25 protein-coding genes and 1 pseudogene are annotated in these 24,429 nt (G+C 64.7%); 13 read left to right on the top strand and 13 right to left on the bottom strand.

Features of this window, described 5'->3' with window-relative positions:
• Positions 1 to 544: 544 nt before the first annotated feature.
• From N7I30_RS04930 to N7I30_RS04910, 5 genes are all read right to left on the bottom strand, one after another.
• Complete coding sequence (locus N7I30_RS04930; RefSeq protein WP_230789774.1) at positions 545 to 1,129, bottom strand: DUF7282 domain-containing protein; 585 nt, start codon at positions 1,127 to 1,129, stop codon at positions 545 to 547.
• A gap of 186 nt (positions 1,130 to 1,315) precedes the next feature.
• Positions 1,316 to 3,157 (bottom strand): TniQ family protein, encoded by a 1,842-nt coding sequence (locus tag N7I30_RS04925; RefSeq protein WP_230789772.1) that lies wholly within the window; start codon positions 3,155 to 3,157, stop codon positions 1,316 to 1,318.
• Positions 3,157 to 4,254 carry a TniB family NTP-binding protein gene (locus N7I30_RS04920; RefSeq protein WP_230789770.1) on the bottom strand — a complete coding sequence of 366 codons (1,098 nt, stop codon included), beginning with the start codon at positions 4,252 to 4,254 and terminating at the stop codon, positions 3,157 to 3,159. Before N7I30_RS04920 ends, N7I30_RS04925 begins: the two co-directional genes overlap by 1 nt.
• Positions 4,254 to 6,473, bottom strand: a complete 2,220-nt coding sequence (locus N7I30_RS04915; protein WP_230789767.1) for a TnsB C-terminal domain-containing protein — start codon at positions 6,471 to 6,473, stop codon at positions 4,254 to 4,256. The genes N7I30_RS04920 and N7I30_RS04915 overlap by 1 nt, the downstream gene beginning before the upstream one ends.
• 268 nt (positions 6,474 to 6,741) lie before the next feature.
• Positions 6,742 to 7,344 carry a TnsA endonuclease N-terminal domain-containing protein gene (locus N7I30_RS04910; protein WP_475365195.1) on the bottom strand — a complete coding sequence of 201 codons (603 nt, stop codon included), beginning with the start codon at positions 7,342 to 7,344 and terminating at the stop codon, positions 6,742 to 6,744.
• Between the two features lie 740 nt (positions 7,345 to 8,084).
• On the opposite strand from N7I30_RS04910, the pseudogene N7I30_RS04905 reads away from it, so the two are divergent.
• The 11 genes and pseudogenes from N7I30_RS04905 to gnd all read left to right on the top strand — a co-directional run.
• Positions 8,085 to 8,519: pseudogene (locus tag N7I30_RS04905) on the top strand (TniQ family protein); the annotation flags it as partial.
• A 144-nt stretch (positions 8,520 to 8,663) separates the two neighbouring features.
• On the top strand, positions 8,664 to 9,269 hold the full coding sequence (locus tag N7I30_RS04900) for a hypothetical protein (RefSeq protein WP_230789764.1): 606 nt from the start codon (positions 8,664 to 8,666) through the stop codon (positions 9,267 to 9,269).
• A gap of 624 nt (positions 9,270 to 9,893) precedes the next feature.
• Positions 9,894 to 10,289: a hypothetical protein gene (locus tag N7I30_RS04895; RefSeq protein WP_230789762.1), complete on the top strand. Its 396-nt coding sequence runs from the start codon at positions 9,894 to 9,896 to the stop codon at positions 10,287 to 10,289.
• Positions 10,290 to 10,384: 95 nt separating this feature from the next.
• Complete coding sequence (locus N7I30_RS04890) at positions 10,385 to 10,711, top strand: hypothetical protein (RefSeq protein WP_230789760.1); 327 nt, start codon at positions 10,385 to 10,387, stop codon at positions 10,709 to 10,711.
• A 402-nt stretch (positions 10,712 to 11,113) separates the two neighbouring features.
• Entirely contained in the window at positions 11,114 to 11,905 is a 792-nt protein-coding gene (locus N7I30_RS04885) for an AraC family transcriptional regulator (protein WP_498637076.1), read from the top strand.
• A gap of 54 nt (positions 11,906 to 11,959) precedes the next feature.
• Entirely contained in the window at positions 11,960 to 12,589 is a 630-nt protein-coding gene (locus N7I30_RS04880) for a LysE family transporter (RefSeq protein WP_498637074.1), read from the top strand.
• A 103-nt stretch (positions 12,590 to 12,692) separates the two neighbouring features.
• Positions 12,693 to 13,169, top strand: coding sequence for a GreA/GreB family elongation factor (locus tag N7I30_RS04875; RefSeq protein WP_498637072.1), 477 nt, complete (start codon positions 12,693 to 12,695; stop codon positions 13,167 to 13,169).
• Between the two features lie 148 nt (positions 13,170 to 13,317).
• Positions 13,318 to 13,476: a DUF3563 family protein gene (locus tag N7I30_RS04870; RefSeq protein ID WP_081651831.1), complete on the top strand. Its 159-nt coding sequence runs from the start codon at positions 13,318 to 13,320 to the stop codon at positions 13,474 to 13,476.
• Positions 13,477 to 13,738: 262 nt separating this feature from the next.
• Positions 13,739 to 14,665, top strand: coding sequence for an ABC transporter ATP-binding protein (locus N7I30_RS04865; protein ID WP_009210988.1), 927 nt, complete (start codon positions 13,739 to 13,741; stop codon positions 14,663 to 14,665).
• Positions 14,662 to 15,423 carry an ABC transporter permease gene (locus tag N7I30_RS04860; RefSeq protein ID WP_024349560.1) on the top strand — a complete coding sequence of 254 codons (762 nt, stop codon included), beginning with the start codon at positions 14,662 to 14,664 and terminating at the stop codon, positions 15,421 to 15,423. Before N7I30_RS04865 ends, N7I30_RS04860 begins: the two co-directional genes overlap by 4 nt.
• 87 nt (positions 15,424 to 15,510) lie before the next feature.
• Positions 15,511 to 16,935, top strand: coding sequence for an NADP-dependent phosphogluconate dehydrogenase (gnd, locus tag N7I30_RS04855; protein ID WP_498637069.1), 1,425 nt, complete (start codon positions 15,511 to 15,513; stop codon positions 16,933 to 16,935).
• 6 nt (positions 16,936 to 16,941) lie between these two features.
• Here the strand turns inward: gnd and N7I30_RS04850 are convergent, their stop codons facing one another.
• The 6 genes from N7I30_RS04850 to N7I30_RS04825 form a co-directional block, all read right to left on the bottom strand.
• Entirely contained in the window at positions 16,942 to 18,249 is a 1,308-nt protein-coding gene (locus N7I30_RS04850) for an arsenic transporter (protein WP_498637067.1), read from the bottom strand.
• Between the two features lie 30 nt (positions 18,250 to 18,279).
• Positions 18,280 to 19,011 (bottom strand): arsenical resistance protein ArsH, encoded by a 732-nt coding sequence (gene arsH / locus N7I30_RS04845; RefSeq protein ID WP_187389882.1) that lies wholly within the window; start codon positions 19,009 to 19,011, stop codon positions 18,280 to 18,282.
• On the bottom strand, positions 19,001 to 19,426 hold the full coding sequence (gene arsC / locus N7I30_RS04840) for an arsenate reductase (glutaredoxin) (protein ID WP_187389881.1): 426 nt from the start codon (positions 19,424 to 19,426) through the stop codon (positions 19,001 to 19,003). Before arsC ends, arsH begins: the two co-directional genes overlap by 11 nt.
• A complete protein-coding gene (locus N7I30_RS04835; RefSeq protein WP_228239501.1) occupies positions 19,423 to 19,962 on the bottom strand; it encodes an arsenate reductase ArsC in 540 nt (179 codons plus the stop codon). Before N7I30_RS04835 ends, arsC begins: the two co-directional genes overlap by 4 nt.
• Positions 19,959 to 20,309: an ArsR/SmtB family transcription factor gene (locus N7I30_RS04830; RefSeq protein ID WP_228239500.1), complete on the bottom strand. Its 351-nt coding sequence runs from the start codon at positions 20,307 to 20,309 to the stop codon at positions 19,959 to 19,961. Before N7I30_RS04830 ends, N7I30_RS04835 begins: the two co-directional genes overlap by 4 nt.
• Before the next feature lie 112 nt (positions 20,310 to 20,421).
• Entirely contained in the window at positions 20,422 to 21,240 is an 819-nt protein-coding gene (locus N7I30_RS04825) for a potassium channel family protein (protein WP_188076121.1), read from the bottom strand.
• Between the two features lie 99 nt (positions 21,241 to 21,339).
• Between N7I30_RS04825 and N7I30_RS04820 the strand changes: the two genes are divergently transcribed.
• Positions 21,340 to 21,627: an Rdx family protein gene (locus N7I30_RS04820; protein WP_228239499.1), complete on the top strand. Its 288-nt coding sequence runs from the start codon at positions 21,340 to 21,342 to the stop codon at positions 21,625 to 21,627.
• 48 nt (positions 21,628 to 21,675) lie between these two features.
• On the opposite strand, the gene N7I30_RS04815 is transcribed toward N7I30_RS04820, so the two are convergent.
• Positions 21,676 to 22,041, bottom strand: a complete 366-nt coding sequence (locus N7I30_RS04815; protein WP_498637063.1) for a DUF427 domain-containing protein — start codon at positions 22,039 to 22,041, stop codon at positions 21,676 to 21,678.
• Between the two features lie 129 nt (positions 22,042 to 22,170).
• Positions 22,171 to 22,602: a glyoxalase superfamily protein gene (locus tag N7I30_RS04810; RefSeq protein ID WP_498637061.1), complete on the bottom strand. Its 432-nt coding sequence runs from the start codon at positions 22,600 to 22,602 to the stop codon at positions 22,171 to 22,173.
• A 293-nt stretch (positions 22,603 to 22,895) separates the two neighbouring features.
• Between N7I30_RS04810 and betB the strand changes: the two genes are divergently transcribed.
• Entirely contained in the window at positions 22,896 to 24,359 is a 1,464-nt protein-coding gene (gene betB / locus N7I30_RS04805; protein WP_498637059.1) for a betaine-aldehyde dehydrogenase, read from the top strand.
• Positions 24,360 to 24,429 lie beyond the last annotated feature (70 nt).

Genomic DNA, 24,429 nt, shown 5'->3' with positions numbered 1-24,429 from the left:
ACCGTGATGGTCGCATCGTCCGTCTCCGTGATCGACGGACTCTACCCAAATCTGGAGGAAGTTCAGGGTCTCAGGTCAATGCTGACATGTTCATTTCGGTTGATTTGCGGAGGCACCCTCTGCAAGCTCGCTGAACCTTGGATGAGGTTGGCTAGGTCGGATGGGGGAGCTTAGTCAACCCACTGAGCGGAGCGAGTTACCTCGCGCCTTGACAGCTCAGTCGCAAGGCACCTCAAAGCAGTGTGATCCCGGCGATATTCCCGTAGCAGCCTTATCGCCGGTCGCTTGTCGGGCACAGTGGGCCACAATGGCAGCAGCGTCGAATCCTCTCACCTACACACCTGCGTGCACATTCGCGGAATATTACGTCCGACAGATCGTCCATTCAGGTCAAGCTGCGTGACCGGTCGGATGCGATGATGAACTTATGTGAGAAGCTGCAAGCATCTTACCACATAACCGACCCTGCTAAGCTGCAGATATAGATCACAAGCCGTCTCGCATGAAGCGAGACGGCTTGTGATTACCAATTGAGATCGAGCTATTAGTTTGGGGTCTGGCCGGGGACCACGCCACCCGATGGCGTTGTGACCTCGTCGCTATTGGCGCCGGGCTCTCCGCTGGTCGCGGTGGTGGAGCCCGAAGCCTTCGAGTCCATCGCAGCACCGGCGCCCGCCGCGCCCATGTCTGTCGTCGCAGACGCACCAGCCGAGCTATCCATCGACGCCATTGCCGTGAACGGCATTACTACCGGCTTGCCATCCGTCATGGTCGGCGTGTCGACATCGGTCGAGCCTTCGCCGAAATCATAGGTGTCGTTGCCGTTGGTCTCGTCGTGCAGCATGGCCATGTACTCGGTGTCGCCGGCGAGATCCATCTCGGCCTCGACTGAGACATTCATGCTCTCGCCAGCCGGTATGGCAACGTGGCCGATCGAGCCGGGTACTACAGGCGCGCCGTCCTTGACCTCGTGCAGGACCAAATAGCCGCCGTTGTCAGAAGACACCTTGGCAAAAGTCGCAGTGTTGCCCTCGGCCTTCACGTCGGTGGTGTCGATCATGTTCTGCGCGAACGCGGTCGAACCCATTGCGACCAGTGTGGCGGCAGTCGTCATCAGAAGCTTGTTCATGGGTAGTCCTCCTTTTTCGGATGATGTCGCGGAGAGCGCAGGGACCTGCAGAAGACCACGAGTGCCGCTGCAACGCCTCGTCAACCCACAAGGTTGCAAATTAGCCAAAGAACCACGGGGTCGCGAAAGCATTTCGAAGTAGCTCGTGATGTTTGGATATCCGCCTGAGAATTGCATCGATACCGCTTAAGGGCAGCAGGAAATGCCAAGGGCTTGCTCGGCCGCACTCCTCACGAAGATCGCTTGGCGGCATGTCGGCGGCCCGACGACTGGGCGGATGCCCATTCCCGCCAGCCGGGCGATGGTCGAGCGGGGGGAGGCGGCCACCGACGCTGCCATTCGTGAATTGGAGACGTGCGCCGCATCAAAGGCGTCGACAGCTACCGCGCTGAAACTCCAGGCGCGTCCCTCCCTTGAACCCGCAAGCATCCCGGTCCTTGCGACATGGAGAACGACCTCCGGATGTATCGAGAGTTTGGCAGAGGCCTCTTGGAGCGTGAGCACGTTCTTGCCGTCACACGCGGGGCCGATGAGATCGGACGCTTGAACGAACACGGCGGAGAGAGCTCCGCCCCCGTGGACCGAGCCGTGGACGCACAGCTCCGACGTTGCGATGCGACGGACCAACTCCGCTATGGATACGCCGAACTTCCGGGACGCTTCCGGCAACGCCATGCAGCCCTCGGCGACGGTGTCCGTGATCGGGGCACTGCCCCTGATCCTTTCCAGCAGCCGCTCGACGTCGCTGCCCTCAAATCGTTCGTTGCCATGCCCGTCGTCCGCAGGCACGAGCAAACCGAGCTCCACAAGGCCGCGGAACGGGATCTTTCCGAGACCGAGGCGACCCCGAGCGGTGCGGGCGTCGATGCGGCGGGCACGCTCCTGACGCAGTCGTTCGACCTCGCGTCGGTCGATCGTCATTCCGACACTTCGGCGTCTGCCGGCCGGAAGGGCTTCACGGCGGACAAGCAGCCTCCGGGCGCGCGCATGACCCATCCCTAGCTCGCTCGCCGCCTGCGATAGCGTCAACGACGACGTTGAGGCTTCGCGACCCAAAAGCATTTCGTGTTCGGACACGATGCCGTGCGCCGTCGCGTGGTCGAGGAGGGCGGCCTTGAGCATCCTGCCGGCATCGTCCGACGGCATCGGGCTGATCCAATGCTCATGCACCCACCCGTACGTGAGGGTCATGCCACCGTGGGAAATCGCCTCCACGCTGCGCGCGGCCACGATCCCGTCAAGGACTTCGATGAATTGGCTTGGCCACGACGATGCGATCTCGTATCCCCGAGCCGTACATCGTGCCACACCGCTCGCCCTTACAGATGCCCATCGAGCGCCTGGTTTGCCCAACGCCGAAAGCCCGATGCGCTCGAGCAACGGCAGGCAGCGGTCGAGCGACAGGCCATCGAGAAGCGCTGGGCCGTTCGCGTTTGCGCCTCGGACTCGGTTGGCGACGAACGTCGATATCCCGTCCGGGTCCCCAACGGAAAAGTTTTCCGATTGCAGCCGCGTTCCGCATGCGCAGGTGTCGAGCGGAGCATGGTCCCATTCCTGCGCCGAACCGCATGACGGGCAGCAGGACCGGAGCGTCGTCCCGTGCTCGGGACACTGTTCGAGCGCCGCCAAGTTCCAGACCGCGCGGTGCCAGGGCATCCCGTCGCCTTCCGCGCGGCCCAACGCAACGGTGGGATTTCGGTCCAAAGCGAAACAGGCAGGGCACCAACGCCGGGCGGACGCGCTCCAATCTTGCATGCGGACGACCTCCGCGCCGATCTTGATGGTGCGCGAACGCGTGTCGGTCTTGGGCGACCAAGCGGCCAATGTGCCTTCGGGAAGCCTAGCCGCACTTTCCATGACCCCGACCTGGCGTCCAGTCCGCAGGCCGTCGATCGAAACGCCGACGTTCACCGCGAACCTTGCGGAGTTCCACTCTCCGTTCCGCACGCCCCACCGCACGAGATAGGACCGCGCGTCCTCTCCCGCATTCGGGTACAATCTCAGTGGGGGGCACCAGACGGGGCGCATCAGAAGGCCGAGGGTTCCGCTCCCGTGCCCACCATTCGCGTGGCCCGGGCATGGCGACGGTTGGCCATGGTGACCATCTTGTCGCGCTTGGCCTTCATCGCCTTCCAGAGCGGAAGGAGCTTCTTGTCGTCCACCAGAAAAGGGTTCTTCGCGGAATCCATCTCGCGCTTCGCCCTCTTCGGGGCGGCGTTGAAGTCGTCGCTCAACTCCTGCGTCTTGTAACGGCGCGTGAAGTCGGAGTGGATCTGCCCGAGAAGCGTCAGGTCGATCTCCCGCAGGCCGGACTCCAGCGCGCGCCGGAACGCCTCGCTGAGATACTTCGACACGAGACCGACATGTCCGCCCGTCACGCAGTAGAGGCGAACCGCAACGCGGTGCTCGGAGAGACCTGACGGCTCGGGCAGGTCCATTGCCTCTTCCATCAGGTCGACAACCATCGTGAACTCGCCGCGGCCCTCAAGGGTGTCCCAACTGTAGGGCTCGATGACGACAGAGGCCTCCAAGCGTCGGTCGAGCTGCGGGTATTCCTTGAGGCCGAGCAGCATGGGAAGACCGAACAGGACAAGCTGGGTGCCGGAGCGGTTCAGGAGCGACTTGAGGAACTCGGAGACGTCCTCCTCGGCTTCCTCCTTGCGGTTCTCGACGATGTGGTGCGCCTCGTCGATGAGCAGGAGTTCGACGCGCTGCTCCCGCAACTGGGTGCTGATCCGGTCAAGGATCATGTTCGTGTCCCAGTCATCCCTCGCCGGGTAGCCTAGGGCACGGAGGATTGCCGCCACGACCTGCTTGCGGCCCGGGCTGTGGGGCATCTCGAGGGCGATCACGCGGCGAATGTCCCCATCGGGCGTCTCTTCCACCTGGCCGTGCTTGTCCATGTAGCTCTCGAGGATCGTGCTCTTGCCCGATCCGGGCGCACCGACGACGAGGAGCGCGCGAGCCGCCAGCTTTCGCTGGCCCGGCCCCCTGTAACGGGTGCGCAATCGCGAGATCGCGGTAGTCGCCTCTACGAGTTGCTCGTGCTCGGTGATCCTGCTCTCGAAGTCGGCAACGGTCTCCGCGGGGTTGCGGTGTGGAACATCGGAAATATGCGTGTCCATCAACTAGCCCTCCTCATGGCTGCCTTCCGTTGTGCTTGGTAGGCGGCAAATTCTTCGGCACTGACGGTTTCGTCCGAGGCGGCCTTCGTGGCCTTTGCCCCGCGTTCGTTGGCCGCCCGCACGACGGCCTCGGGTTTACAGTCCGTCGTAGCGGCGACTTCCTCCGCAACGGCCTCTCCAATCGCTCCGGGCACCACAGGAGCGTCGTCGTTGGCGGCCCTTCCTCCGGACTGACCCGAGACCGGAGTCATGAAGACCCCGTTGTCGTGATGGTAGCGGGCCACATTCCGGACGGTGGTCTTTCCCTTGCCGTCGTCCATGATTTCTGCGCTTTCCGCCTGAGCCCGCTCGAGGGCCTCCAAACGGTACGCATCGGTGACGGCCTCGCCCTTCGGAGCGAGCTTCTTCGCCAGCCTGTCGTGCACCTCGCTTTGGTGCATGCTGACGCCGACAGTCAGCTCTGGCCTGTCGCTCCATACGCGAAGCCACTGACCGTCGGGCGTAAGGAGCTCGATCGCGCCGATGTCGTAAGGATCGCTCCGGATCTCGTACCTTTGCTTCGGCCCCCTGTCCCTTCGGATCTGCTTGAGGTCAGGGTGAAAATAGTAATGCCCGTAGAGAGCAACCCCTTTTTTCCCGATCGGCTTCAGGTGCGCCGCACCGAGGAACTCACGGATGCTCTCGAACCTAGGCACGGCGTCGATGCCGTCTTCCGGCATCCGCTTCTGCCACTCGTGGATGGGGAACCCGCGCAGGCCCTCGTGGAACCTGACGTGGTAGTCGTCCACTATCCACCTTAGAAGCTTTGACTTCAATTCTGAAAGCTTGATGCGGGCCTTTTTGGTCGAGTTGTAGTCGTCGCGCTTTTTGGTGTCGCCGAAGGTCTTGCCCTCGACGAAGCTGAGCACCTGCATTTGCATCGTGCCGAAGAACCGTTCCACGATGCCCTTCAGCCAAGGGGAGCGGCCGGGGAGGTTGACCACCGTGAATCCCAACGCGAGCTCCGCTTGCCGCATGCTGCGAGACTTGAATTCCTTACCGTTGTCCGTGATCACCTTCTTCGGAATGCCTTCGCAAGGCCATGGATTGTTCAGACCGAGACCCTCGAGGTTCTTGGGCCAGAAGGCGTGGGCCAGGCATCTCTGGAGCGACGCCCAACTTGGCACCTCGAACGAGAGGTGGCAGCCAACCACCATCCGCGTGCCGCGGCAGATCGCCACCGTGAGCCACGGACGTCCGAGGATGCGCCCGGACCTTTCGTCAACCACGATCACGTCGATCAGGCAGTGATCCACCTCGATCTCTTCCATAGCCTTCGTGTCGTGACGCAGGCGCTGGTACACGTCGTGACGCAACTTCGCCCGAGTAAGGCCCTGACGCTTCGCGGCGATCAGGAAACTGGAGTAGGTCCGCTTCAGGAAGTTGTTGAAAGCGGTGTAGCTGATGGTTTCCTTCAGCTTCTTGAAGTCCTTGTCGTCGCACATGTTCCTGTAGACCGCGGCCAGCGTGGCCTGCTCCGGCTTGAAATAGAACTCCTCGATGTGGTGCATCATCGTCGCATAGAGGACGAGCTTCTTGGGACGGTGGTCGCCCCGGTTCTCGAACAGCGGCACGAGTGCGCGGATGTCCTCGTCGCAGTGGACCCACAGGCGGTACCATGTCTCGACCGTCGAAGGCTTCACTGGTTTGGCGTAGCTCTCGCCGACGTTGCTTTCCTTCCGCATTCCGTCCGGCAGAAGCGCGCGCTGGCGTGCCAGCGCCTCCTTCATGCTCTTGAGCCGCAGGAATTCCTTTCGCCATTCCTCTTCGCTTTCGGCATGCACTTCCGCCGCCGCGCGCCGGAAGCACTCGTCGATATGGACTTCTTTCTCCAGCAGCTCGTTGACGCGCCGGCAGTAGGCCGCCTTGATCTCCGCCACGAGCTGAATCGCCGGCGGGTGGATCGAGAAGGCGCGCGTCAGGTTCCGGTGCAATTCAAGGGAGATGCCCTTCTCGGTGACCGGGTAGTGCTCGAGCTCGCCGTTCCCTCGCGCACGCCGAAGCGATATCTCGTCGTCGGAGAGGAAGCGCTCCTCGCCGTCCTTGGCCTTGAAGTTGTATCCGCCGGGTTTCCGCCCGACGAGTTCGTAGAGCTTGGCGCTGTCGTCAGCGCGCACCAGCCTGATGCTGTCGCCTACCTGCCAGTTGAGGCGCGTGGCCTTGAATCGGAACGGGGCCATGGAGTCAGCTCGCTTCCGAAGCGGCGCCGGGCTGACGGAACACGCAGCATTTCGCCAAGAATCCGAAGCCAAATCGTTCCGTCACATCCGGTCGTGGCCCTGCGTTCGTGGGTGTCTCGTGCATCATGAGTCTCCGTCTCCCGGCGCAGTCCGGTCGCCGCGCACGGCACGATCGCTCGTTCCGGCCTACCGGATCGTTAGGGCGCGGCGAATCCTTCCAGCGGTCTTCCGACAGGATAAACGCCCCGTTTCGTGAGGTCGGCGAATCCTATGGGAGGTCGACCTCCGGGCGTCTCGCCCAAACAACCATCCGCGTTCTGGGACAAGTCACGAGGTCGCAGAAAAGCGCCGTCAGAATGCCGGTGAGTCCAGAGCGCCCGATCCAGCCCTCGTCGACGCGGCGGATATCGGCCAACGATATCAGAGACGCGAGTTCGCGAACGTACGCTGGGGCCATAGTGAGTTGAGCGCCCCCGGCGGCGAACGGCTCGGCGAGAGCCACCGCGTGCCGCCGTGCCTCCTCGAGCGTAGCGGCCCGCAAAAGGGCGGGCCTGTCCGGAGTCTCTCGGATCTCGTACTCGGTCCAGATTTCGAACTTGGCGCCGCGCGCGAGGCACTCAGCCTCGATCCGTCGACGCCGCCCCCTAAGTTCCGGATCCCTTACCAAGAGGGCGTACGGCTTGACCTCCCTGTACACCTTCGATCCGTCCCGCAGGGTGACGAGCAGGTCGGGCGTGTAACGCCGCCTGCGCCCCGATACGCCGTCGAGCCAGCGGAAGGTCTCCGGCTGCGCGCGGACCGCGACCACGTCGGGATCCGATGCCGCCCTCAATATCAAGTCGCCCTCGAGGAGGCTTTCGAACGGTACCAAGCCGCCCCCCTTCGGCGTCGGAACGGATCCAGTGCAGGACCGGCGGTGTCGCCCGTCGAGCATCCGTCGTGCGGGAAGATGGCCGAAACCATTGTCGTTCGTTGTGTTCACGTTGTTTCCTCTCGTTCCGTCGAAGCGTTTCGGACAAGCGTCTCCAGCCGCCGGAGTAGGGTGCGGGTCGTCTGGTCCGGTGGTCGGAAGGACTGGCAACCGTCGGCCAGGCAGAGACGCGGGGCGATCCGGCCACAGCGGGACCATTTCCCGCTTTAAGCCGTCTGCCGTAGGTTTGGACTGAGGTTAGACGGCCGAAGAAAGCGCCCGGGAAGGGTTTCAGCCTGGCCCGCGGCAGTGAGGGAGCGCGCGCTTTCCGCCGATGGCGTCAGCGGTGTAGGCGATGCGAAACCTGTGGGGGGCGAGCGGTCGGGGCATCGGTGACAAATCCTACGAGATACACGCGATTCATCGATTGCGGTCGGACTTCGCCGATCGCCAGGAAGATGTTCATTTCCGCTGTCTGTACTTGATAAAAATAAAACATGATGCCCGGAAATAGTCAACAGTGATTCGGGGTTGACGCTCCGCCATTCTCAGGCGTTCCCTTGCGAGACACCCCGTGCCGCGGGCTCTGAACTAGTGTCGACGCGCCCGTCCGGCGGCATCTTTCAACAACCGCTTCAGTGCCACTTCCAATCCGGCAACCTCGCGTTCACCTCATCACGCTACCCAAGGTAGACGGGAGGATGAGCATGTCGCAGGTCAGGAGAGCGCCGTTACGCGTCAGGGAGCGACCTGGGGAGCCTGCATCGTGGCTTATGCGGAGGCTCGGGGAACGCAACGGGTATCATGAGCCGCGCGAGTTCGGGGTAGCCTTCGGTTTGGACTTCGAAGCGCAGGTTCGCGGTTTCGGGACGGCCGACCTCTCCCTCGTCTCGGGTTTGCCGGCCGAAGGTCTCGCCGAGTGGTCACCGGTCCCCGTAGGGAAGAACGAAATCTGTTTGCGCGGGCAAGTGCTGCGCTACCCGTTTGATTGGGACGGAGGATTCAGCGCGCCGGCGGCGAGGGCATGTCCGCGCTGCATTGGTTCGGATTTGCGTTACGGTTCCGGCCCTCGCGCCTTCCGCCCCTACGTCCGTGCATGGTGGTGCTTGCGGGATGTGCAAACGTGCCCAATTCACCTCTGCGCGCTGGCTAGGGTACATACCCAACAGGACGGGGCGGAACCGCTGCCGTTCTGGAAGGCGTGCGAGGGGATCGACTCCGCGCCGGTTCCCGCCTCCGACGTAGAGGCGGACCGCTACGTATTGGGTAGGCTCGGGGCGATGCCCGAACTTACTCACCCCATCCTGGATGGCCTGCCACTTGGAGAGGCGTCGGCGCTGCTTTCGTGGCTGGGTGAACTGGCGAACGGAACCGAGCCTACGGACATACGCTCAATGTCGCCTGGAGACGCGGCAAGATTCAGATCCAAGGGCCTCGAATTGGCGGGGGAATGGCCCGGCAGGATCCACGCTCGACTCTTGGAACTCCTGCATGGAAGGCCGCAAGCCGCGCGAGGCTTCAAGGGTATCTACGGTCGGTTCTACTCGCGCCTCTACGACGACCGCTCCAACCGCGACAGCCACACCGGCCGGGAAATCCTCAAGGACGTGTTCGAGGCCCACGCGCTGGAAGCCTATCCCTTCGGGCCGAACGAGACGCTGTTCCGGAAGCAGCCAAAACAAAGTCTTCGAGTGAACATGGTACATGCGGCCCAGATCTGCGGTGTCGAGAGGAGAGCCATGGGCGCGCTGATCTATGCGTTCGGAATCAGGACCACCGCTGACAGGATCCGCAGAGAGGGCATCGCGAGGGCAGACGTCGAGGCGGTCCGAGACGCACGCGCCCGGAGCGTCCCTGCCGCTCGAGCTGCGCTGCGTGCGCCTTAGGATCAGGATTGGGGAACTTGCCGTTTCGGATCGACTCGGCGTGTTGGACGCTTTCTTTGACGAAGGGAGCAAGCCGCCAAACCGATTTGCTCGCGCACATCTGGACGACCTGATTTGCTCGATTGCAGGCGCCCTTGGTTCCGGCATTAGGTAGCAAAAACCACGGCCGACTATAAAACGTCATGCAATAACGGTCACATGCATGACCGGAAATGGCTCGAAGCGGGGACGGGCACAGAGCGACGGGTGCCTTCAGAAGTTAGTCTTCCAAGCCGGAGGCCCTGACTGCTAGAGGGAGGATGGACAGGCATTTTCCGCGCCACGAAGGCACCCTTGACTCTAGTAGCGTTGGACCGAATATTCATCAGTGTCATGGGTCGCCACACTTCCGCAAGGAGGTGGAAAAGGGCGGCCCTTATTCGTTTCTGGATCCCGATTGCGGCGCTACACAAAGCCTTATGCGTCTCCAGCCGATCGCGTCCGTCATTTAAGGGCGAAGGGATTGGTCGTGCAGCGTCGAACACCGCACAGGTCTCATTAATCCGCTGAAGCTGTGGCGGGAGCGGCAGTGCCGTCCGCTTTGGTTTCGGAGTCGGGGCCGCGGCCGTCGGGTCGTAGAAGGCGATGACCCCGTCCAACGACAAGAGTACGCTCTATAGGGTCGCAACCCTCGCGCGGAGTTTCTCGATTTCCGCCTCGATGCCCACCCGGCGAGCTTTCAGATCTTCCTCGAAACCCATTGAACGAACTCCCGCAATCCTCTCAGATTCGTACCCGGAAAAGCCAACCATATCTGGTGGTTTCTGCTACCTAATGCCGCTTGGTTCCGTGGCCGCGGATGGTGTCACGAATGCTTGCTCGCTCGAATTCGAACTGAGGTTGCCATTCGCCAAGACAGGCGATCGCTTTCTCGGCAAATCGATCGAGAGCGCCGACGCCGGCGATGTTCGAGCAGGAACCGAAGCGCTGGCTGCAACGGCGCGAGCGAAGGATGAGGACGTCGGAATGCCCTCGCCATGACCTCTCGCCGGGCACCCGGCGGGAGGTTGGCTCTCGGCCAGCCGTGTCCCTTGCGTACTTCGCCCATAGCCTGACCCTGTATCAGGGAGAACGATATGAGCCAGGAACGCCTCAAAATCTCATGGCAGCATCTCACTCAGGAGGACGCAGATCTTTTGTCGTTCTGGCGGATCGATGCTCCGATAACGGTCATGAATATCGACGACGGCTTCACGGTCGGCACGGGTGGGTGGTGGCGACCGGGAACCATTCTGGAAAACAGGCTGCAGAAGCTTCGCGACGCCGGTCACTCGGAAGCATTCGTCGAAGCCGTCAGATGGGCAGGCAGCAAGGAGGCGTGGAGCGTTCGTTTCTGCGAGGAAGGCGAAGTGCAATCTGACATTCCCCTAGGCGGATATGGCACCGGGCCGACGCCGCGGTAGCGGCGGCAGTGGAACTCGCGGCACGGTGCCTCTCAGGCTATGTCAAAGAGCAGACGCGTTTGGGCCGAGACGCCCAGTCACTCTTAGTGCTTCAATCGGGCGATACCCAGAAGCCGAAGTCCTTGTAGAGATAGCGTAATTCCTTGCCTTGCTCCGAATAAGCAGTTGTTATTATTGAGGCGCCAGAAAGCCTTTTTGAAAGCGGGCACAGGACCGGGGGCATGACAGTGCCCCCGGTCCGCGCGGCGACATTCCGGGCGTCGACCGGCCCCGAGATTCATCAACGCTCAACGCGCGCTAATTTCTCTGCGCGACAGGCGCGGTATAGTTGCGCTCCCGGCTTTGTTCAGAGATGATCGATCATCCCAAATTGCCATCTCTCACGCGGGGCAAAGCTGGTTTGTGACGATTTCTACTCGTTTCTGGCGTCGAAACCGTGTGGAGCTCGCGCATCTCAACTGTCCGGGTCACGTCTTCCCGAAACATTTCCACGAAGAATATGTCATCGGGGTCAATACGAGCGGCTTCGAGAAGATTTGGATCTCCGGCAAGCAGGCGGAGGCCGGCCTGACCGATGTCACCCTCTACAACCCCGGAGAGGTTCAGACCTCACATGCTGCGGGGCCCGACTGGTCGTTCGTCAGTCTTTACATCGAACCATCTTACGTCAGTGACATGTTCGGCAGTAGCGGGGACCTCAACTTCACCCAGAGCGTCTTGCAAAACGCGCTCTTCGCAAGCAACCTGAGAGACGGGGTTCTTGAGGCTCTCGTCGGCGACGTCGATGCACGCGAGATCGAGGAATTCATCATCCTGATCACGAGCGGCCTGTTCCGTCATGCAGCCGATATGCGTGGCGTCGGGCAGTCCAGCGCATGCCAAACCATCGTTCGGCGGGTTGCCGAGGAAATCACCGAAGGATCGGCATCCATTCCCAGCATCGATGATCTGGCCCAAGCGCATGGTCTGCCCCCTGTCCAGCTGTTGAGAATGTTCAAGAAAGTCCACGGAATGCCCCCCTTCCAGTGGGGGCGCGTGCACCGGTTGCACACCGCCCGGCGAGCACTTCTCGGCGAGGAATCGCTTGCCGAGATCTCCTATGCGCATGGATTTGCTGACCAATCGCACTTCACCAGGGAGTTTCGGAAGATGTTCGCGACGACCCCGGCTGCCTACCGGCGTTCCATGAAATAGCGTTCTATATGGGCGCGCTGCGTTCCTCTCTCATGGCTGCACGAGAGGGGAGCCATGACCATACTGTTCGTATCAGCATTTCTTCTGGGACTGATCTTCAACGCAGCGCCGGGGGCGATCCTGAGCGAGAGCATTCGCCGGGGTCTGCACGGAGGGTTTTCCCCCGCTCTGGCCGTACAAGTCGGGTCGCTCGTGGGCGATGCCTTATGGGTGGTCCTGGGGCTTATGGGCACCGCAACGCTCGTCCTCATCCCCCATGTCCAGATACCGCTTTCGGTCGCAGGCATCGCCCTGCTGTTGTACCTGGCCTACGAGAGCTTTCGGGATGCTGTCTCGCAGATGCCCGATCTCGCACCGGCTCCTGTCATGCGCGTCGATCGGCAGGCCCTCTCCGCGGGGGTCGCCCTGTCGATCAGCAACCCCCTGAACATCGCCTACTGGGCTGCCCTTGGCGGCGTCATCGCCACCATCTCCGGGGACAGGCCCGAATGGCACCACTTTGCTGTCTTCATCGCTGGCTTCATGCTGTCGTCGATCCTCTGGTGCTTCTTCGCTGCAGGGATGATCGCGATCACGCGACAGCACCTGTCGGCGATGATGTGGCGTGGGCTGCATCTCGTCTGTGGAGCGAGCCTTGTCGTCATGGCGGGGGACACCCTGAGGCGGCTCCTGACGACCTTTTGACCACCAACAGGAGTGGAGTGTCGGATGCGCCCGCCTTGTCCGAGCCGGTTGAGCGCGTCGTCGGCGGCCCTACATCCTTTGTACAACAACAGGATGTCGTCCGATGAGTGTCGCTTTCGTCAAGGAACCCAATGACGACCAGGTCGAGGTGCTGCCGGATCGCGATCTGGGCACTGAGCCCAATCTGGTCACGCCGCGCGGGCTGGCGCTGATCGATGCCGAGGTCGCCGCGCTGAACGAGCGCAAGGAGGTGGCGCGGCAGGCCGACGACAAGATCGCCATCGCCAACATCAACCGCGACCTGCGCTACTGGAATGCCCGCCGCGCCACCGCCGAGCTGATCCGGCCGCGCGACACCGGCGGCACCGCCCAGTTCGGGAGCGTCGTGTCGATCGAGCGCGAGGACGGCCGCACCCAGCAATTCACCATTGTCGGAATCGACGAGGCCGATCCGTCCGCCGGGCTGATCTCCTATCTGTCGCCGCTGGCGCGCAGCCTGATCGGCCGGACCGTCGGCGACGTCGTGCGCGCCGGCACGGCCGACGCCGAGATCGTCGCGATTTCCGAGGAAGCCGCCTGACCCGCATCCCGGCCTGTCGGGTTTGCGGGCCGGGGATCGTTAACGAATCCTTTCCGCCGCCGTGCCGCCACGGCATGGCTGCCTTGCATCGCGCGGCATTGCTGCATTGCGGCAAAGCTTCCATCTAGAGGCGGAAAGGAGACCGATCATGAACATCACCGACAAGATCCGCGGCGCCTTCCGCCGCAACCGCGAGCAGGAGCGGGTTCGGGCCTATCTGGACCAGTCCGTGTCCATGTCCGACCTGGAGCGCCGTCTCCGCGAGGTCGACCAGGGCCGTTTCTCGGCACGCAGCTACCCCTTCTGACAGGGCGCGGGAGGCTTCTCCCGCCTCGATCTGCCCGGCGCAGGCATGGCCTGCGCGCGACGGGCCGGATTCACCGCCCGCAAACGACGCGCCAGCTTCCCGCTGCCCCGCCGTTTGCGGGCGTTCTCGTCTGCGGGTATGCCGGTTGACGATCCGTCCGTCCGACTGCCTCTGGCCAAAGCTGGCCGAACGGCTATGTCGGGTGAAATGCCCGGCGACATTCGCTCGCTCCGGCCGTCTCCTGCAGCGGTAGCATCTCTCCATGGCACCGATCCTCTCCGTCCAGAACGTCTCGAAGACCTATGCGGGCGGCTTCCAGGCGCTGAAGAACATCGACCTGTCCATCGACAAGGGCGAGATCTTCGCGCTGCTCGGCCCCAACGGCGCCGGCAAGACGACGCTGATTTCGATCATCTGCGGCATTGCCGGCCTGACCGAGGGCTCGATCTCGGTCGGCGGCCACGACATCGACCGCGACTTCCGCGCCGCCCGCTCGATGATCGGCCTCGTTCCCCAGGAGCTGACCACCGACGCCTTCGAGAGCGTCTGGGCGACCGTCTCCTTCTCGCGCGGGCTGTTCGGCAAGAAGCGCAACCCGGCCCATATCGAGAAGGTGCTGCGCGACCTGTCGCTTTGGGACAAGCGCGACAGCAAGATCATGACCCTGTCGGGCGGCATGAAGCGCCGCGTCCTGATCGCCAAGGCGCTGTCGCACGAACCGGAGGTGCTGTTCCTCGACGAGCCGACGGCCGGCGTCGATGTCGGTCTGCGCCGCGAGATGTGGGAAGTCGTGCGCAAGCTGCGCGAATCCGGCGTCACCATCATCCTGACCACCCACTATATCGAGGAAGCCGAGATGATGGCCGACCGCATCGGCGTCATCTCGCGCGGCGAGCTGATCCTGGTCGAGGACAAGGCCGAGCTGATGCGCAAGCTCGGCCACAAGGAACTGACCCTGCATCTGCAGGAGCCGATCCAGCGCCTGCCGGACGGGCTCGACGACTACGACATCACCCTGGCGCCGGACGGCGAGAGCCTGACCTACAGCTACGACACCACGGCCGAGCGCACCGGCATCGCCACGCTGATGAGCCGCCTGTCGGACGCCGGCATCCGCTTCCGCGACCTGTCGACCAAACAGTCCACGCTGGAGGAAATCTTCGTGAACCTGGTGAGGGACGAGGCATGAATTTCGCTGCGGTCCGCGCAATCTACAAGTTCGAGATGGCCCGCACCTGGCGGACCATCATGCAGAGCGTGATCTCGCCGGTCATCTCGACCTCGCTTTATTTCGTCGTCTTCGGCGCGGCCATCGGCTCGCGCATCGAGGAGATCGACGGCGTCTCCTACGGCGCCTTCATCGTGCCGGGCCTGATCATGCTGTCGCTGTTGCAGCAGAGCCTGACCAATGCCGCCTTCGGCATCTATTTCCCGAAATTCGTCGGCACGATCTACGAGATCCTGTCGGCGCCGATCTCGGCCTTCGAGATCGTGCTCGGCTATGTCGGCGCGGCAGCCACCAAATCGGCCATGCTCGGCCTGATCATCCTCGCCACCGCCTGGTTCTTCGTCGATCTGCGGATCGAGCATCCGATCTGGATGCTCTCCTTCCTCGTCCTGACGGCGATCACCTTCTCGCTGTTCGGCTTCATCATCGGCATCTGGGCCGACGGCTTCGAGAAATTGCAGCTCGTGCCGCTCCTGATCATCACCCCACTGGCCTTTCTGGGAGGCAGCTTCTATTCCATCAAGATGCTGCCGGAGTTCTGGCAGGACGTCAGCCTGGTCAATCCGGTCGTCTATCTGATCAGCGGCTTTCGCTGGGCCTTCTACGGCACGTCGGACGTGTCGATCGGGGTGAGCCTGGCCATGACGCTGGTCTTTCTGGTGGCCAGCCTGCTGGTCATCGGCTGGATCTTCCGCACCGGCTGGCGGCTGAAGAGCTGACACGCGCGGCGAACGCCGCGGAACGCAATTCGACGGACCGTCCGGCGTGGCGCATCGCCCGGGGCGGGGGAAGACAGGAGAAGTCAGATGGTTGATCGGCCGGCCGATATCGGGGTCTATGGTCTCGGGACGATGGGCGCCAATCTCGCGCTCAACATCGCCGAGAAGGGCTTCAGGGTGGCGGTCTTCAACCGCACCGTCGAGAAGGGCTTTGCCCTGCGCGACGACAATCCGGGCATCGGCGACAATGTCGTGCCGGCCTCGACGCTGAAGGAATTCGTCGCCTCGCTGAAGAGCCCGCGGCTGGTGCTGTTCATGGTCCCGGCCGGCAAGATCGTCGATGACGAGATGGCCGAGGTGGCGCCGCTGCTGTCGCCCGGCGACGTGATGATCGACGCCGGCAATGCCGATTTCAACGACACGGTCCGCCGCTCCAGGGAAGTGGAGGGCACCGGCCTCAACTTCGTCGGCATGGGCGTGTCGGGCGGCGAGCTCGGTGCGCGCCACGGCCCCTCGATCATGGTCGGCGGCGCCAGGGACACCTATCCGCAGCTCGAGCCGATCCTGACGAAGATCGCGGCGAAATACGAAGGCGCGCCCTGCGTCGCCTGGCTCGGCCCGGACGGCGCCGGCCATTTCGTCAAGACCATCCACAACGGCATCGAATATGCCGACATGCAGATGATCGCCGAGATCTACGGCATCATGCGCGACGGCATGGGAATGCAGGCGGACGCCATGGCGTCGATCTTCGCCGAGTGGAACAAGGGCGGCCTGTCCTCCTACCTGATCGAGATCACCGCGGTGAATCTCGCCGAGAAGGACCCGGAGACGGGCAAGCCGCTGGTCGACCTGATCGTCGACGAGGCCGGCCAGAAGGGCACCGGCCGCTGGGCGGTCATCGAGGCGCAGAAGCTCGGCGTCGGCGCCACCACCATCGAGGCCGCGGTCTCGGCGCGCGGCGTCTCCTCGCGCCGCTCTGAGCGGGCCGAGGCGAGCCGCCTCTATGCCGGCATCGCCACCGAGGCGGCGGACTTCTCCGGCGAGGCCGCCGGCATCGCCGAGCTGGAGCAGGCGCTGGAGACGGCCAAGATCATCGCCTACGCCCAGGGCTATGCCACCATGGCCTCGGCCTCGGAGGAGTTCGGCTGGAACCTGCCGCTCGGCACCATCGCCGAGATCTGGCGCGCCGGCTGCATCATCCGCTCGCAGTTCCTCGACGACATCGCCGGCGCCTACGAGACCGGCGGCGTGGTCAACCTGTTGCAGTCGCCGGCCTTCATCGGCCGGGTCGAGGCGGGGCAGACGGCGCTGCGCAAGGTCGTCGCCAAGGCGTCCATGGCCGGCATCCCGGTGCCGGCGCTGTCGGCGGCGCTCGCCTATTTCGACGATTATCGCCGGGCGCAGGGCACCACCAATCTGACCCAGGCGCAGCGCGACCTGTTCGGGGCCCACACCTTCCACCGGCTCGACCGTGACGGTGCCTTCCACCATCGCTGGCCGGCGGTCTGATCCGGCCTAGCTGCCGTTCACCAGCGGCAGCCAGACGACCAGCGCGAGAAGCGTCGCCAGAAGCACTGGCGGCGTGATGACCAGCCCGACCTTCATGTACTTGCCCCAGGTGATGCGATGTCCCTTGGTGGCCAGGACATGCAGCCAGAGCAGCGTGGCGAGGCTGCCGATCGGGGTGAATTTCGGGCCGAGATCGTTGCCGATCACATTGGCGTAGATCATCAGCTCCTGGGTCAGCGGCGCGACGTCCGCCCGGTCGATGGCCAGCGCCCCGACCAGCGTCGCCGGCATGTTGTTCATCACCGAGGCGAGGATGGCGGCGGCAAAGCCGCTGCCGACGGTCGCCACGAGATTGCCCTGCTGGCCGAGCCAGACCAGGAGGCCGGCGGCCAGATCCGTCAGGCCGGCATTGCCGAGGCCGTAGACCACCAGATACATGCCCACCGAGAACAGGACGATCTGCCAGGGCGCATTGCGCAGGACCCGGCCGATCGGCACCACTGCCGCGCCCTTGCCGATCCAGCGGCCGGCGATGGCCAGCAGCAGCAAGGCCGCGGCACCGGTGACGAAGGCGATCGGCACGTCGAAGGGGCCGGTGACGAAATAGGCGATCAGCAGGAGGCCGAGCAGCGGGAAGGCGGCGCGGAACACCAGCGGGTCGCGGATCGCCGAGCGCGGCGCTTCCAGCTCCTCCACCGGATAGGCCGCCGGGATCGCACGGCCGTAATAGACCCACAGTACCGCCAGCGTCGCCGCCAGCGCGACGAGGTCGACCGGCACCATGACCAGCGCGTAGCGGTTGAAGCTGATGTCGAAATAATTCGCCGAGACGATGTTCACGAGGTTGGAGATGACCAGCGGCAGGCTGGTCGTGTCGGCGACGAAGCCGGTGGCGACGATGAAGGCCAGTGCGGCCTCGGGGCGGAAGTCGAGTCGCACCAGGATCGCCAGCACGATCGGCGTCAGAAGCAGCGCCGCGCCGTCATTGGCGAAGAAGGCGGCGATGACCGCGCCGAGCAGCACGACAAGCGGGAACAGCCGCCGGCCGTTGCCGCCGCCCCAGCGCGCCACGTGCAGCGCGGCCCAATGAAAGAACCCCGCCTCGTCGAGGATCAGCGAGATGACGATCAGCCCGACAAAGGTGAAGGTCGCATCCCAGACGATGTCCCAGACGACGCCGAGATCGGTGAAATCGACCACCCCGACAGCCAGCGCGACCGCTGCGCCGCCGAGCGCGCTCCAGCCGATGCCGAGGCCCTTCGGTTGCCAGATGACGAGGACAAGGGTGGCGAGGAAGATCGCGAAGGCGAGCATGGCAATGTCCGGGACGGGGAGGGAGAAAGCTCAGATCGAGCGCTGGTTGACCCTGAGGGAGACGGCTTCCGCGCTCTCCACGCGTTCGGAATAGCGATCGGTCAGATAGTCCGACCGGCCGCGCACGAGATGGGTGAACTTCACCAGTTCCTCGCACACATCGACGATGCGGTTGTAATAGGCGGACGGCTTCATCCGCCCGGCCTCGTCGAATTCGTTGAAGGCCTTGGCCACCGACGACTGGTTGGGGATAGTGACCATGCGCATCCAGCGGCCGAGAATGCGCATCTGGTTGACCGCGTTGAAGGATTGCGAGCCGCCCGATACCTGCATGACCGCCAGCGTCTTGCCCTGGGTCGGCCGCACGCCGCCGAGCGACAGCGGCAGCCAATCGATCTGCGCCTTCATGATCGCCGTCATCGCGCCGTGGCGCTCCGGGCTGACCCAGACCATGCCCTCGGCCCACATGGCGAGATCGCGCAGCTCCTTCACCTTCGGATGGGAGGGCTCGGCACCGTCGGGCAGCGGCAGGTCGCGCGGATCGAAGGTCTTCACCTCGCAGCCGAACCAGCGCAGCAGCCGGCCCGATTCCTCGGAGACAAGGCGCGAATAGGAGCGCTCGCGGATCGAGCCGTAGAGAACAAGGATCCGCGGCGCGTGGGCCGGACCGTCCGGCCCGGCCAGCGCCGCGACATCGGGCCGTTCCAGCTGGTCGGCGGCGATGTTCGGCAGGTCGAAGGGCGTTGCAGGCTCATCCGTCATGGTAGTGTTCGCTTCCTTCGATCACCACTTCGCCGTCCTCCTTGGTGAACAGGCCGATCTCGGGATCCGGCAGGATCTCCAGAACGGTCTCCGACGGACGGCACAGTCGGGCGCCCTTGTCGGTCACCACGATCGGCCGGTTGATCAGGATCGGGTGTTGCATCATCGCGGCGAGGATCTCCTCGTCCGACAGCTTCGGATCGTCGAGCCCGAGCTCGGCATAGGGCGTGCCCTTTTCGCGCAGCAGGTCGCGCGGCTTCATTTTCATCATGTCGAGGAGCTCGATCAGCGTCTCGCGGCTGGGCGGATTCCTCAGATATTCGATGACCTGCGGCTCCTCACCGGACTGGCGGATCATGGCGAGGGTGTTGCGCGAGGTGCCGCAGTCGGGATTGTGATAGATCGTGACGGTCATGGGGCCTCTGCTGGCTGGGGAGCGGTCGCCGTCGTCCCCTCCAACCGGCCAATGGCACGGATCTCGGCGGTCAGGCTGCTGCGCTCGAGCGTTTCAATCGGCAATGCCGTGAAGACGGCGATGCGATTGCGCATGTAATGCAGCGCACGCAGAAAGGCAGCGCGCTGCCACATTCCGCCGCGTGTTTCCGCCGCCGGATCCTCGATGCCCCAATGCCCGGTCATCGGCTGGCCCGGCCAGGCCGGGCAGGATTCCCCGGCCGCGTCGTCGCAGACGGTGAAGACGAAATCCATCTTCGGCGCGCCCGGCTCGGCGAACTCGTCCCAGGTCTTCGACCGCAGCCCCTCGGTCGGATAGCCGTGCTCGGCCAGGAGCTCGAGGCTCATCGGGTGGACGTCGGGCCTGGGGAAGCTGCCCGCCGAAAAGGCGTTGAAGCGCCCGCCGCCCTCCTTGCGCAGGATGGCTTCGGCGAGGATCGAGCGGGCGGAATTGCCCGTACACAGGAACAGCACGTTGAACGGATCGGACCGGGTCATCGGCAGGCCTCCTCTGTCCCGCAGGCGGGCACCAGCGCGGCAAGATCGCCGCAGAGCTCGGGCCGGCCGCCGCAGCAATCCTCGGTGAGGAAGCCCAGCAGGCCGCGCATCTCGTCGTAGCGGACGGAATAGAGGATGCGCCGTCCGTCCCGCCGCGAGCCGATCAGCCCGCCGCGCTCGAGGGCGGCGAGGTGAAAGCTCATCCGGGTGGGGGCCGCGCCGAGACGCTCCGCGATCACGCCGGACGGCAGTCCCTCGGGGCCGGCCTGCACGAGGGCGCGGAACGCGGCGAGGCGGTCGGCATGGGCGAGGGCGGCAAGCGCCGCGACGGCTCTGTCTTCATCCATGCTGCAATATTACAAGGATATTTGTAGCGTGCAAGCGCGGCGATGCAGCCGCCTGGCGCGCGGTGCCCGTCGCGGCGTCGTCCGGAGACGGCTGCTCGCGGCAGCAGTCCGGTCAGTCGCCGGGGTCGGGGATCTTCAGGAGCTGGCCGCAGGCCTTGCAGTGGACGGCGTCGGGGTCGTGACGCTGCAGGCCGCAATTGGGGCAGGGGTAATCCACCTTGTGCGGCCGGAAGATCGCCTGCGCCAGGCGCACGAAGAGCGAGATGCCGATGATCATGATGACCACCGAGGTCAGCTTGCCCCAGCTGCCCGGCAGGGTGATGTCGCCGTAGCCCGTCGTCGTCACCGAGGCGACGGTGAAATAGAGGGCGTCGAGATAGCCCTCGAGGCCCGAGCCTTTCCGAAAGAAGGTCGTGTAGACGAAGCCCGTCGCCAGGAAGAGGAAGGTGATCAGATTGACCATCGCCCGGGCGAGCTGCTCCCAGTCCCGGTGGCCCCAGCGCCGCAGGGGACGCCACAGGACGCCGCTCTGGGAGATCGACCACAGCCGGACGATCCGCAGGAAGCCGAAATTGATCAGCGTGTAGGGAAACAGCAGCGTCGCCAGGATCACCAGATCCAGGAGTACGAAGGGCTGGCGCAGCCATTTGAGCGGGTTGCGGGCGGCAAAGCACCGCGCCGAGACGTCGGCGGCGAGAATCGCGGCGACCGAATAATCGACGAAGAGGAAGGATGGATTCTCGCGCAGGATCGGGCTGAAGACGAAAAAGGCGATGATCGCCATGTCCACCGACAGCACCGCCATCTGGAAGCGAAGGGCGTTTCGGGTATGACCGTGATAGAGCCGGCGCAGGCGGACCCGGGCACGGGCGATCCGGGTCTTGAGCCGGCGGCGGTGCCAGCCATGTGCAGGACGGGCGGATTGCAGCATTGCGGCCGATCGTTGGGTCCGGGAGGGCGCGTCGCGCGGATCGGCCGGAGTGCCGTTCCGATGTCCGAGGTAGCGCGGCAGGCTTCAGGAGTACAGGCAATGAGCGACGACGTGGCGGCCCCGAGGATCGCGATCACCTATTGCACCCAGTGCCAGTGGCTGCTGCGGGCGGCCTGGATGGCGCAGGAGCTGCTGTCGACCTTCGGCCCGGATCTCGGCGAGGTGGCGCTGGTGCCGGGCACCGGCGGGGTCTTCGAGATCCGCTATGAGGGCGAGACGATCTGGGAGCGCAAGGCCGATGGCGGCTTTCCCGAGGCCAAGGTCCTGAAGCAGCGGGTGCGCGACCGGCTCGACCCGGCCCGCGACCTCGGCCACAGCGACCGCTGACGGGCGGGGCCGGTGGGGGGGGCCGCGCAGCACGGAGGGTCCGGCCGGTCAATCGGCCGCGACGGTCACCTTCTTCGGATCGAAGGCGACATGGCCGGCGATCTCGCCGACGCCGGCATGGGGCGTGTCATAGGCCCAGACCGCGTCGTCGGCGGCCTGCGCCTCGGCGGTGATCGACCAGTAGCGGGCCTCGCCCTTGAACGGGCAGGTCGTGCGCCGGTCGCTCTCGCGCAGATAGGCCATCTCCACCCGGTCCTTCGGGATGTAATAGACCGGATCGTAGCCGGTCTCGTGCAGCACCAGCGCCTCATTGGTGGAGGCGAGGATGGCGCCGTGGAAATTCACCACCACGGAGCCGGCGGCCGGCTCGATCCGGATTCGCTCGCGGGTACGCTGTTCGAGGTCTGTGGTCATCGGGCTTCTCCACTTGCAGGGGTCGGCAAGGAAAAGGGGCCCGTGACAAGGCCGTTCCGCGGCTGCGGCGAAGCGTCCGGATCGGCATCCGTGCCGGGACGGGCGCCCGGCACGGAGTTTTGGCCGCGCCTAGAGCGCGAGTTGCAGATGCGGCCGGCCGTCCGAGGTCTTCTCGGCCGTCGCGCCGGTCGCATCCACGGTGACGGTCACCCGGCGCCGGAACGCCGAGAAACTGTCGAAGGCGACGACGTCCACCGGCGTGTCGAACTGGATCGACGCCCGGTAGCGCCCGCTCTTGGACAGAGCGTGCAGCGCGACGAGTTCGCCGGTGAAGTCGTGGCTGAGATAGCGGCCGGCCACCGTCGAGCCGATGGTGAGATCGGCGACGGAGCGGCCGCGTGCGGCCAGCGCATTCAGCGTGTTCCAGTCGCGCACGCCGTGCTGGCGCGCGACCAGCTCCAGGGCGGCGCTATGGGTGAGGTCGTGTCCCGTATCGGCCAGTCCGGCGCGCAGGCGCCTGGCCTGGGCCTTGTAGTCGGTGGCGGTCGGGGTGTGGGGCATGCCGGTCATCTGCTGAACCTTTCGAGGTCGTCGCATGCGGCGTCTTGAAGTCGGGGCTCGCGATTGCCGTCAGGCCGCATGCCAACGTGAAATGGCGTCACGGATGATCGGAAAGGGAATTCACCACGGCTTTCGCCCGCGAGCGGCAGGCTCCCTCGGCCCGCAGCACAGATGGAGGGTCGCGGCCGCAACGTCAAGCGCGGCGATGTCGGCGGCATTCGCGGGACGGGTCATGGTGGCGCGCGGCGGCCGGCGGCGTTACAGAAGCGGCAACGCAGGAAGAGGACGAAGCCATGCGCGCCCAGCCCAACGGATCCCATTACATTGACGGCGGCTATGTCGAGGACGAGAGCGGCGAGGCCTTCGCCAGCATCTATCCGGCCACCGGCGAGACCATCGCCGAACTCCATGCCGCCACCCCGGCCCTGATCGAGCGCGCCATCGCGGCGGCCAAGAAGGGGCAGGCCGTCTGGGCGGCGATGACGGGCGCCGAGCGCGGCCGCATCCTGCGCCGGGCCTCGGCGATCATGCGCGACCGCAACGAGGCGCTGTCGGAGCTGGAGACGCTCGACACCGGCAAGGCGCTGTCCGAGACGCTGGTGGCGGACGCCGCCTCGGGCGCCGACGCGCTGGAATATTTCGGTGCGCTCGCCGCCGACATCACCGGCGACTACATCGATCTCGGCGGCTCCTTCGCCTATACGCGCCGCGAACCCTTGGGCATCTGCGCCGGCATCGGCGCCTGGAATTACCCGATCCAGATCGCTTCCTGGAAGGCCGCCCCGGCGCTGGCCTGCGGCAATGCGATGATCTTCAAGCCCTCTGAAGTGACGCCGCTGACGGCGCTGAAACTCGCCGAGATCCTCTCCGAAGCGGGCGTACCGGCCGGCGTCTTCAACGTCGTGCAGGGCATGGGCCCGGTCGGCGCGGCGCTCGCCGGCCATCCGCAGATCGCCAAGGTCTCGGTCACCGGCTCGGTGCCGACCGGCGCGCGGGTGATGCAGGCGGCGTCGCAGACCACCAAGCACGTGACTTTGGAACTCGGCGGCAAGTCGCCGATCGTCGTCTTTGCCGATGCCGATCTCGATGCGGCGGTCTCCGGCGCGATCCTCGGCAATTTCTACTCCACCGGCCAGATCTGCTCGAACGGCACCCGCGTCTTCGTCGAGCGCTCGGTGCGGGCCGCCTTCGTCGAGAAGCTGGTGGCGCGCACCAGGGCGATTACCCTCGGCGATCCGATGCGGGTGACCACCGATCTCGGCCCGCTGGTCTCGCGTGCCCAGTACGAGAAGGTGCTCTCCTATCTGGAGATCGGCCGGCAGGAAGGCGCGACGGTCGCCTGCGGCGGCGCCAGCGCCAAGGTCGACGGCTTTCCCGACGGCGTCTTCGTCGAGCCGACGGTCTTCACCGACGTCACCGACGACATGCGCATCGCCGGCGAGGAGATCTTCGGCCCGGTCATGTGCGTCCTCGATTTCGACGACGAGGAGGAGGCGATCGCCCGCGCCAATGCCAGCGAATTCGGCCTGGCGGCGGGCGTCTACACCCGCGACATCCAGCGCGGCCACCGCGTCGTGGCGAAGCTGCAGGCCGGCACCTGCTGGATCAACGCCTACAATCTGACCCCGGTGGAAATGCCCTTCGGCGGCTTCAAGCGCTCCGGCATCGGCCGGGAGAACGGCCGCGCGGCGCTGGAGCATTACAGCCAGGTCAAGTCGGTCTATGTCGAGATGGGCGCCAGCGAGGCGCCCTACTGACGGAACGGCCGGTCACGGGACCGTCAGGGGGCAGGCGTTGACTTTCGCCCGCCGCCATTGTTCGGCTGTC

The organism is Aurantimonas litoralis (assembly GCF_026153195.1).
Classification (GTDB): domain Bacteria; phylum Pseudomonadota; class Alphaproteobacteria; order Rhizobiales; family Rhizobiaceae; genus Aurantimonas; species Aurantimonas coralicida.
Note: the sequence above shows the minus strand (reverse complement) of the source record. Positions and strands in the feature narration are given on the sequence as shown.

Bases quoted from the DNA above. Each gene is read 5' to 3' on its own strand.
- arsH (WP_187389882.1), bottom strand. From the start codon at position 19,011: ATGACGGATGAGCCTGCAACGCCCTTCGACCTGCCGAACATCGCCGCC.
- gnd (WP_498637069.1), top strand. From the start codon at position 15,511: ATGGTTGATCGGCCGGCCGATATCGGGGTCTATGGTCTCGGGACGATG.
- N7I30_RS04865 (WP_009210988.1), top strand. From the start codon at position 13,739: ATGGCACCGATCCTCTCCGTCCAGAACGTCTCGAAGACCTATGCGGGC.
- N7I30_RS04895 (WP_230789762.1), top strand. From the start codon at position 9,894: ATGACCCCGTCCAACGACAAGAGTACGCTCTATAGGGTCGCAACCCTC.
- N7I30_RS04830 (WP_228239500.1), bottom strand. From the start codon at position 20,309: ATGGATGAAGACAGAGCCGTCGCGGCGCTTGCCGCCCTCGCCCATGCC.
- betB (WP_498637059.1), top strand. From the start codon at position 22,896: ATGCGCGCCCAGCCCAACGGATCCCATTACATTGACGGCGGCTATGTC.
- N7I30_RS04900 (WP_230789764.1), top strand. From the start codon at position 8,664: ATGCCCGAACTTACTCACCCCATCCTGGATGGCCTGCCACTTGGAGAG.
- N7I30_RS04920 (WP_230789770.1), bottom strand. From the start codon at position 4,254: ATGGACACGCATATTTCCGATGTTCCACACCGCAACCCCGCGGAGACC.
- N7I30_RS04915 (WP_230789767.1), bottom strand. From the start codon at position 6,473: ATGGCCCCGTTCCGATTCAAGGCCACGCGCCTCAACTGGCAGGTAGGC.
- N7I30_RS04810 (WP_498637061.1), bottom strand. From the start codon at position 22,602: ATGCCCCACACCCCGACCGCCACCGACTACAAGGCCCAGGCCAGGCGC.
- N7I30_RS04850 (WP_498637067.1), bottom strand. From the start codon at position 18,249: ATGCTCGCCTTCGCGATCTTCCTCGCCACCCTTGTCCTCGTCATCTGG.
- arsC (WP_187389881.1), bottom strand. From the start codon at position 19,426: ATGACCGTCACGATCTATCACAATCCCGACTGCGGCACCTCGCGCAAC.
- N7I30_RS04875 (WP_498637072.1), top strand. From the start codon at position 12,693: ATGAGTGTCGCTTTCGTCAAGGAACCCAATGACGACCAGGTCGAGGTG.
- N7I30_RS04825 (WP_188076121.1), bottom strand. From the start codon at position 21,240: ATGCTGCAATCCGCCCGTCCTGCACATGGCTGGCACCGCCGCCGGCTC.
- N7I30_RS04925 (WP_230789772.1), bottom strand. From the start codon at position 3,157: ATGCGCCCCGTCTGGTGCCCCCCACTGAGATTGTACCCGAATGCGGGA.
- N7I30_RS04815 (WP_498637063.1), bottom strand. From the start codon at position 22,041: ATGACCACAGACCTCGAACAGCGTACCCGCGAGCGAATCCGGATCGAG.
- N7I30_RS04820 (WP_228239499.1), top strand. From the start codon at position 21,340: ATGAGCGACGACGTGGCGGCCCCGAGGATCGCGATCACCTATTGCACC.
- N7I30_RS04860 (WP_024349560.1), top strand. From the start codon at position 14,662: ATGAATTTCGCTGCGGTCCGCGCAATCTACAAGTTCGAGATGGCCCGC.
- N7I30_RS04880 (WP_498637074.1), top strand. From the start codon at position 11,960: ATGACCATACTGTTCGTATCAGCATTTCTTCTGGGACTGATCTTCAAC.
- N7I30_RS04890 (WP_230789760.1), top strand. From the start codon at position 10,385: ATGAGCCAGGAACGCCTCAAAATCTCATGGCAGCATCTCACTCAGGAG.
- N7I30_RS04835 (WP_228239501.1), bottom strand. From the start codon at position 19,962: ATGACCCGGTCCGATCCGTTCAACGTGCTGTTCCTGTGTACGGGCAAT.
- N7I30_RS04870 (WP_081651831.1), top strand. From the start codon at position 13,318: ATGAACATCACCGACAAGATCCGCGGCGCCTTCCGCCGCAACCGCGAG.
- N7I30_RS04930 (WP_230789774.1), bottom strand. From the start codon at position 1,129: ATGAACAAGCTTCTGATGACGACTGCCGCCACACTGGTCGCAATGGGT.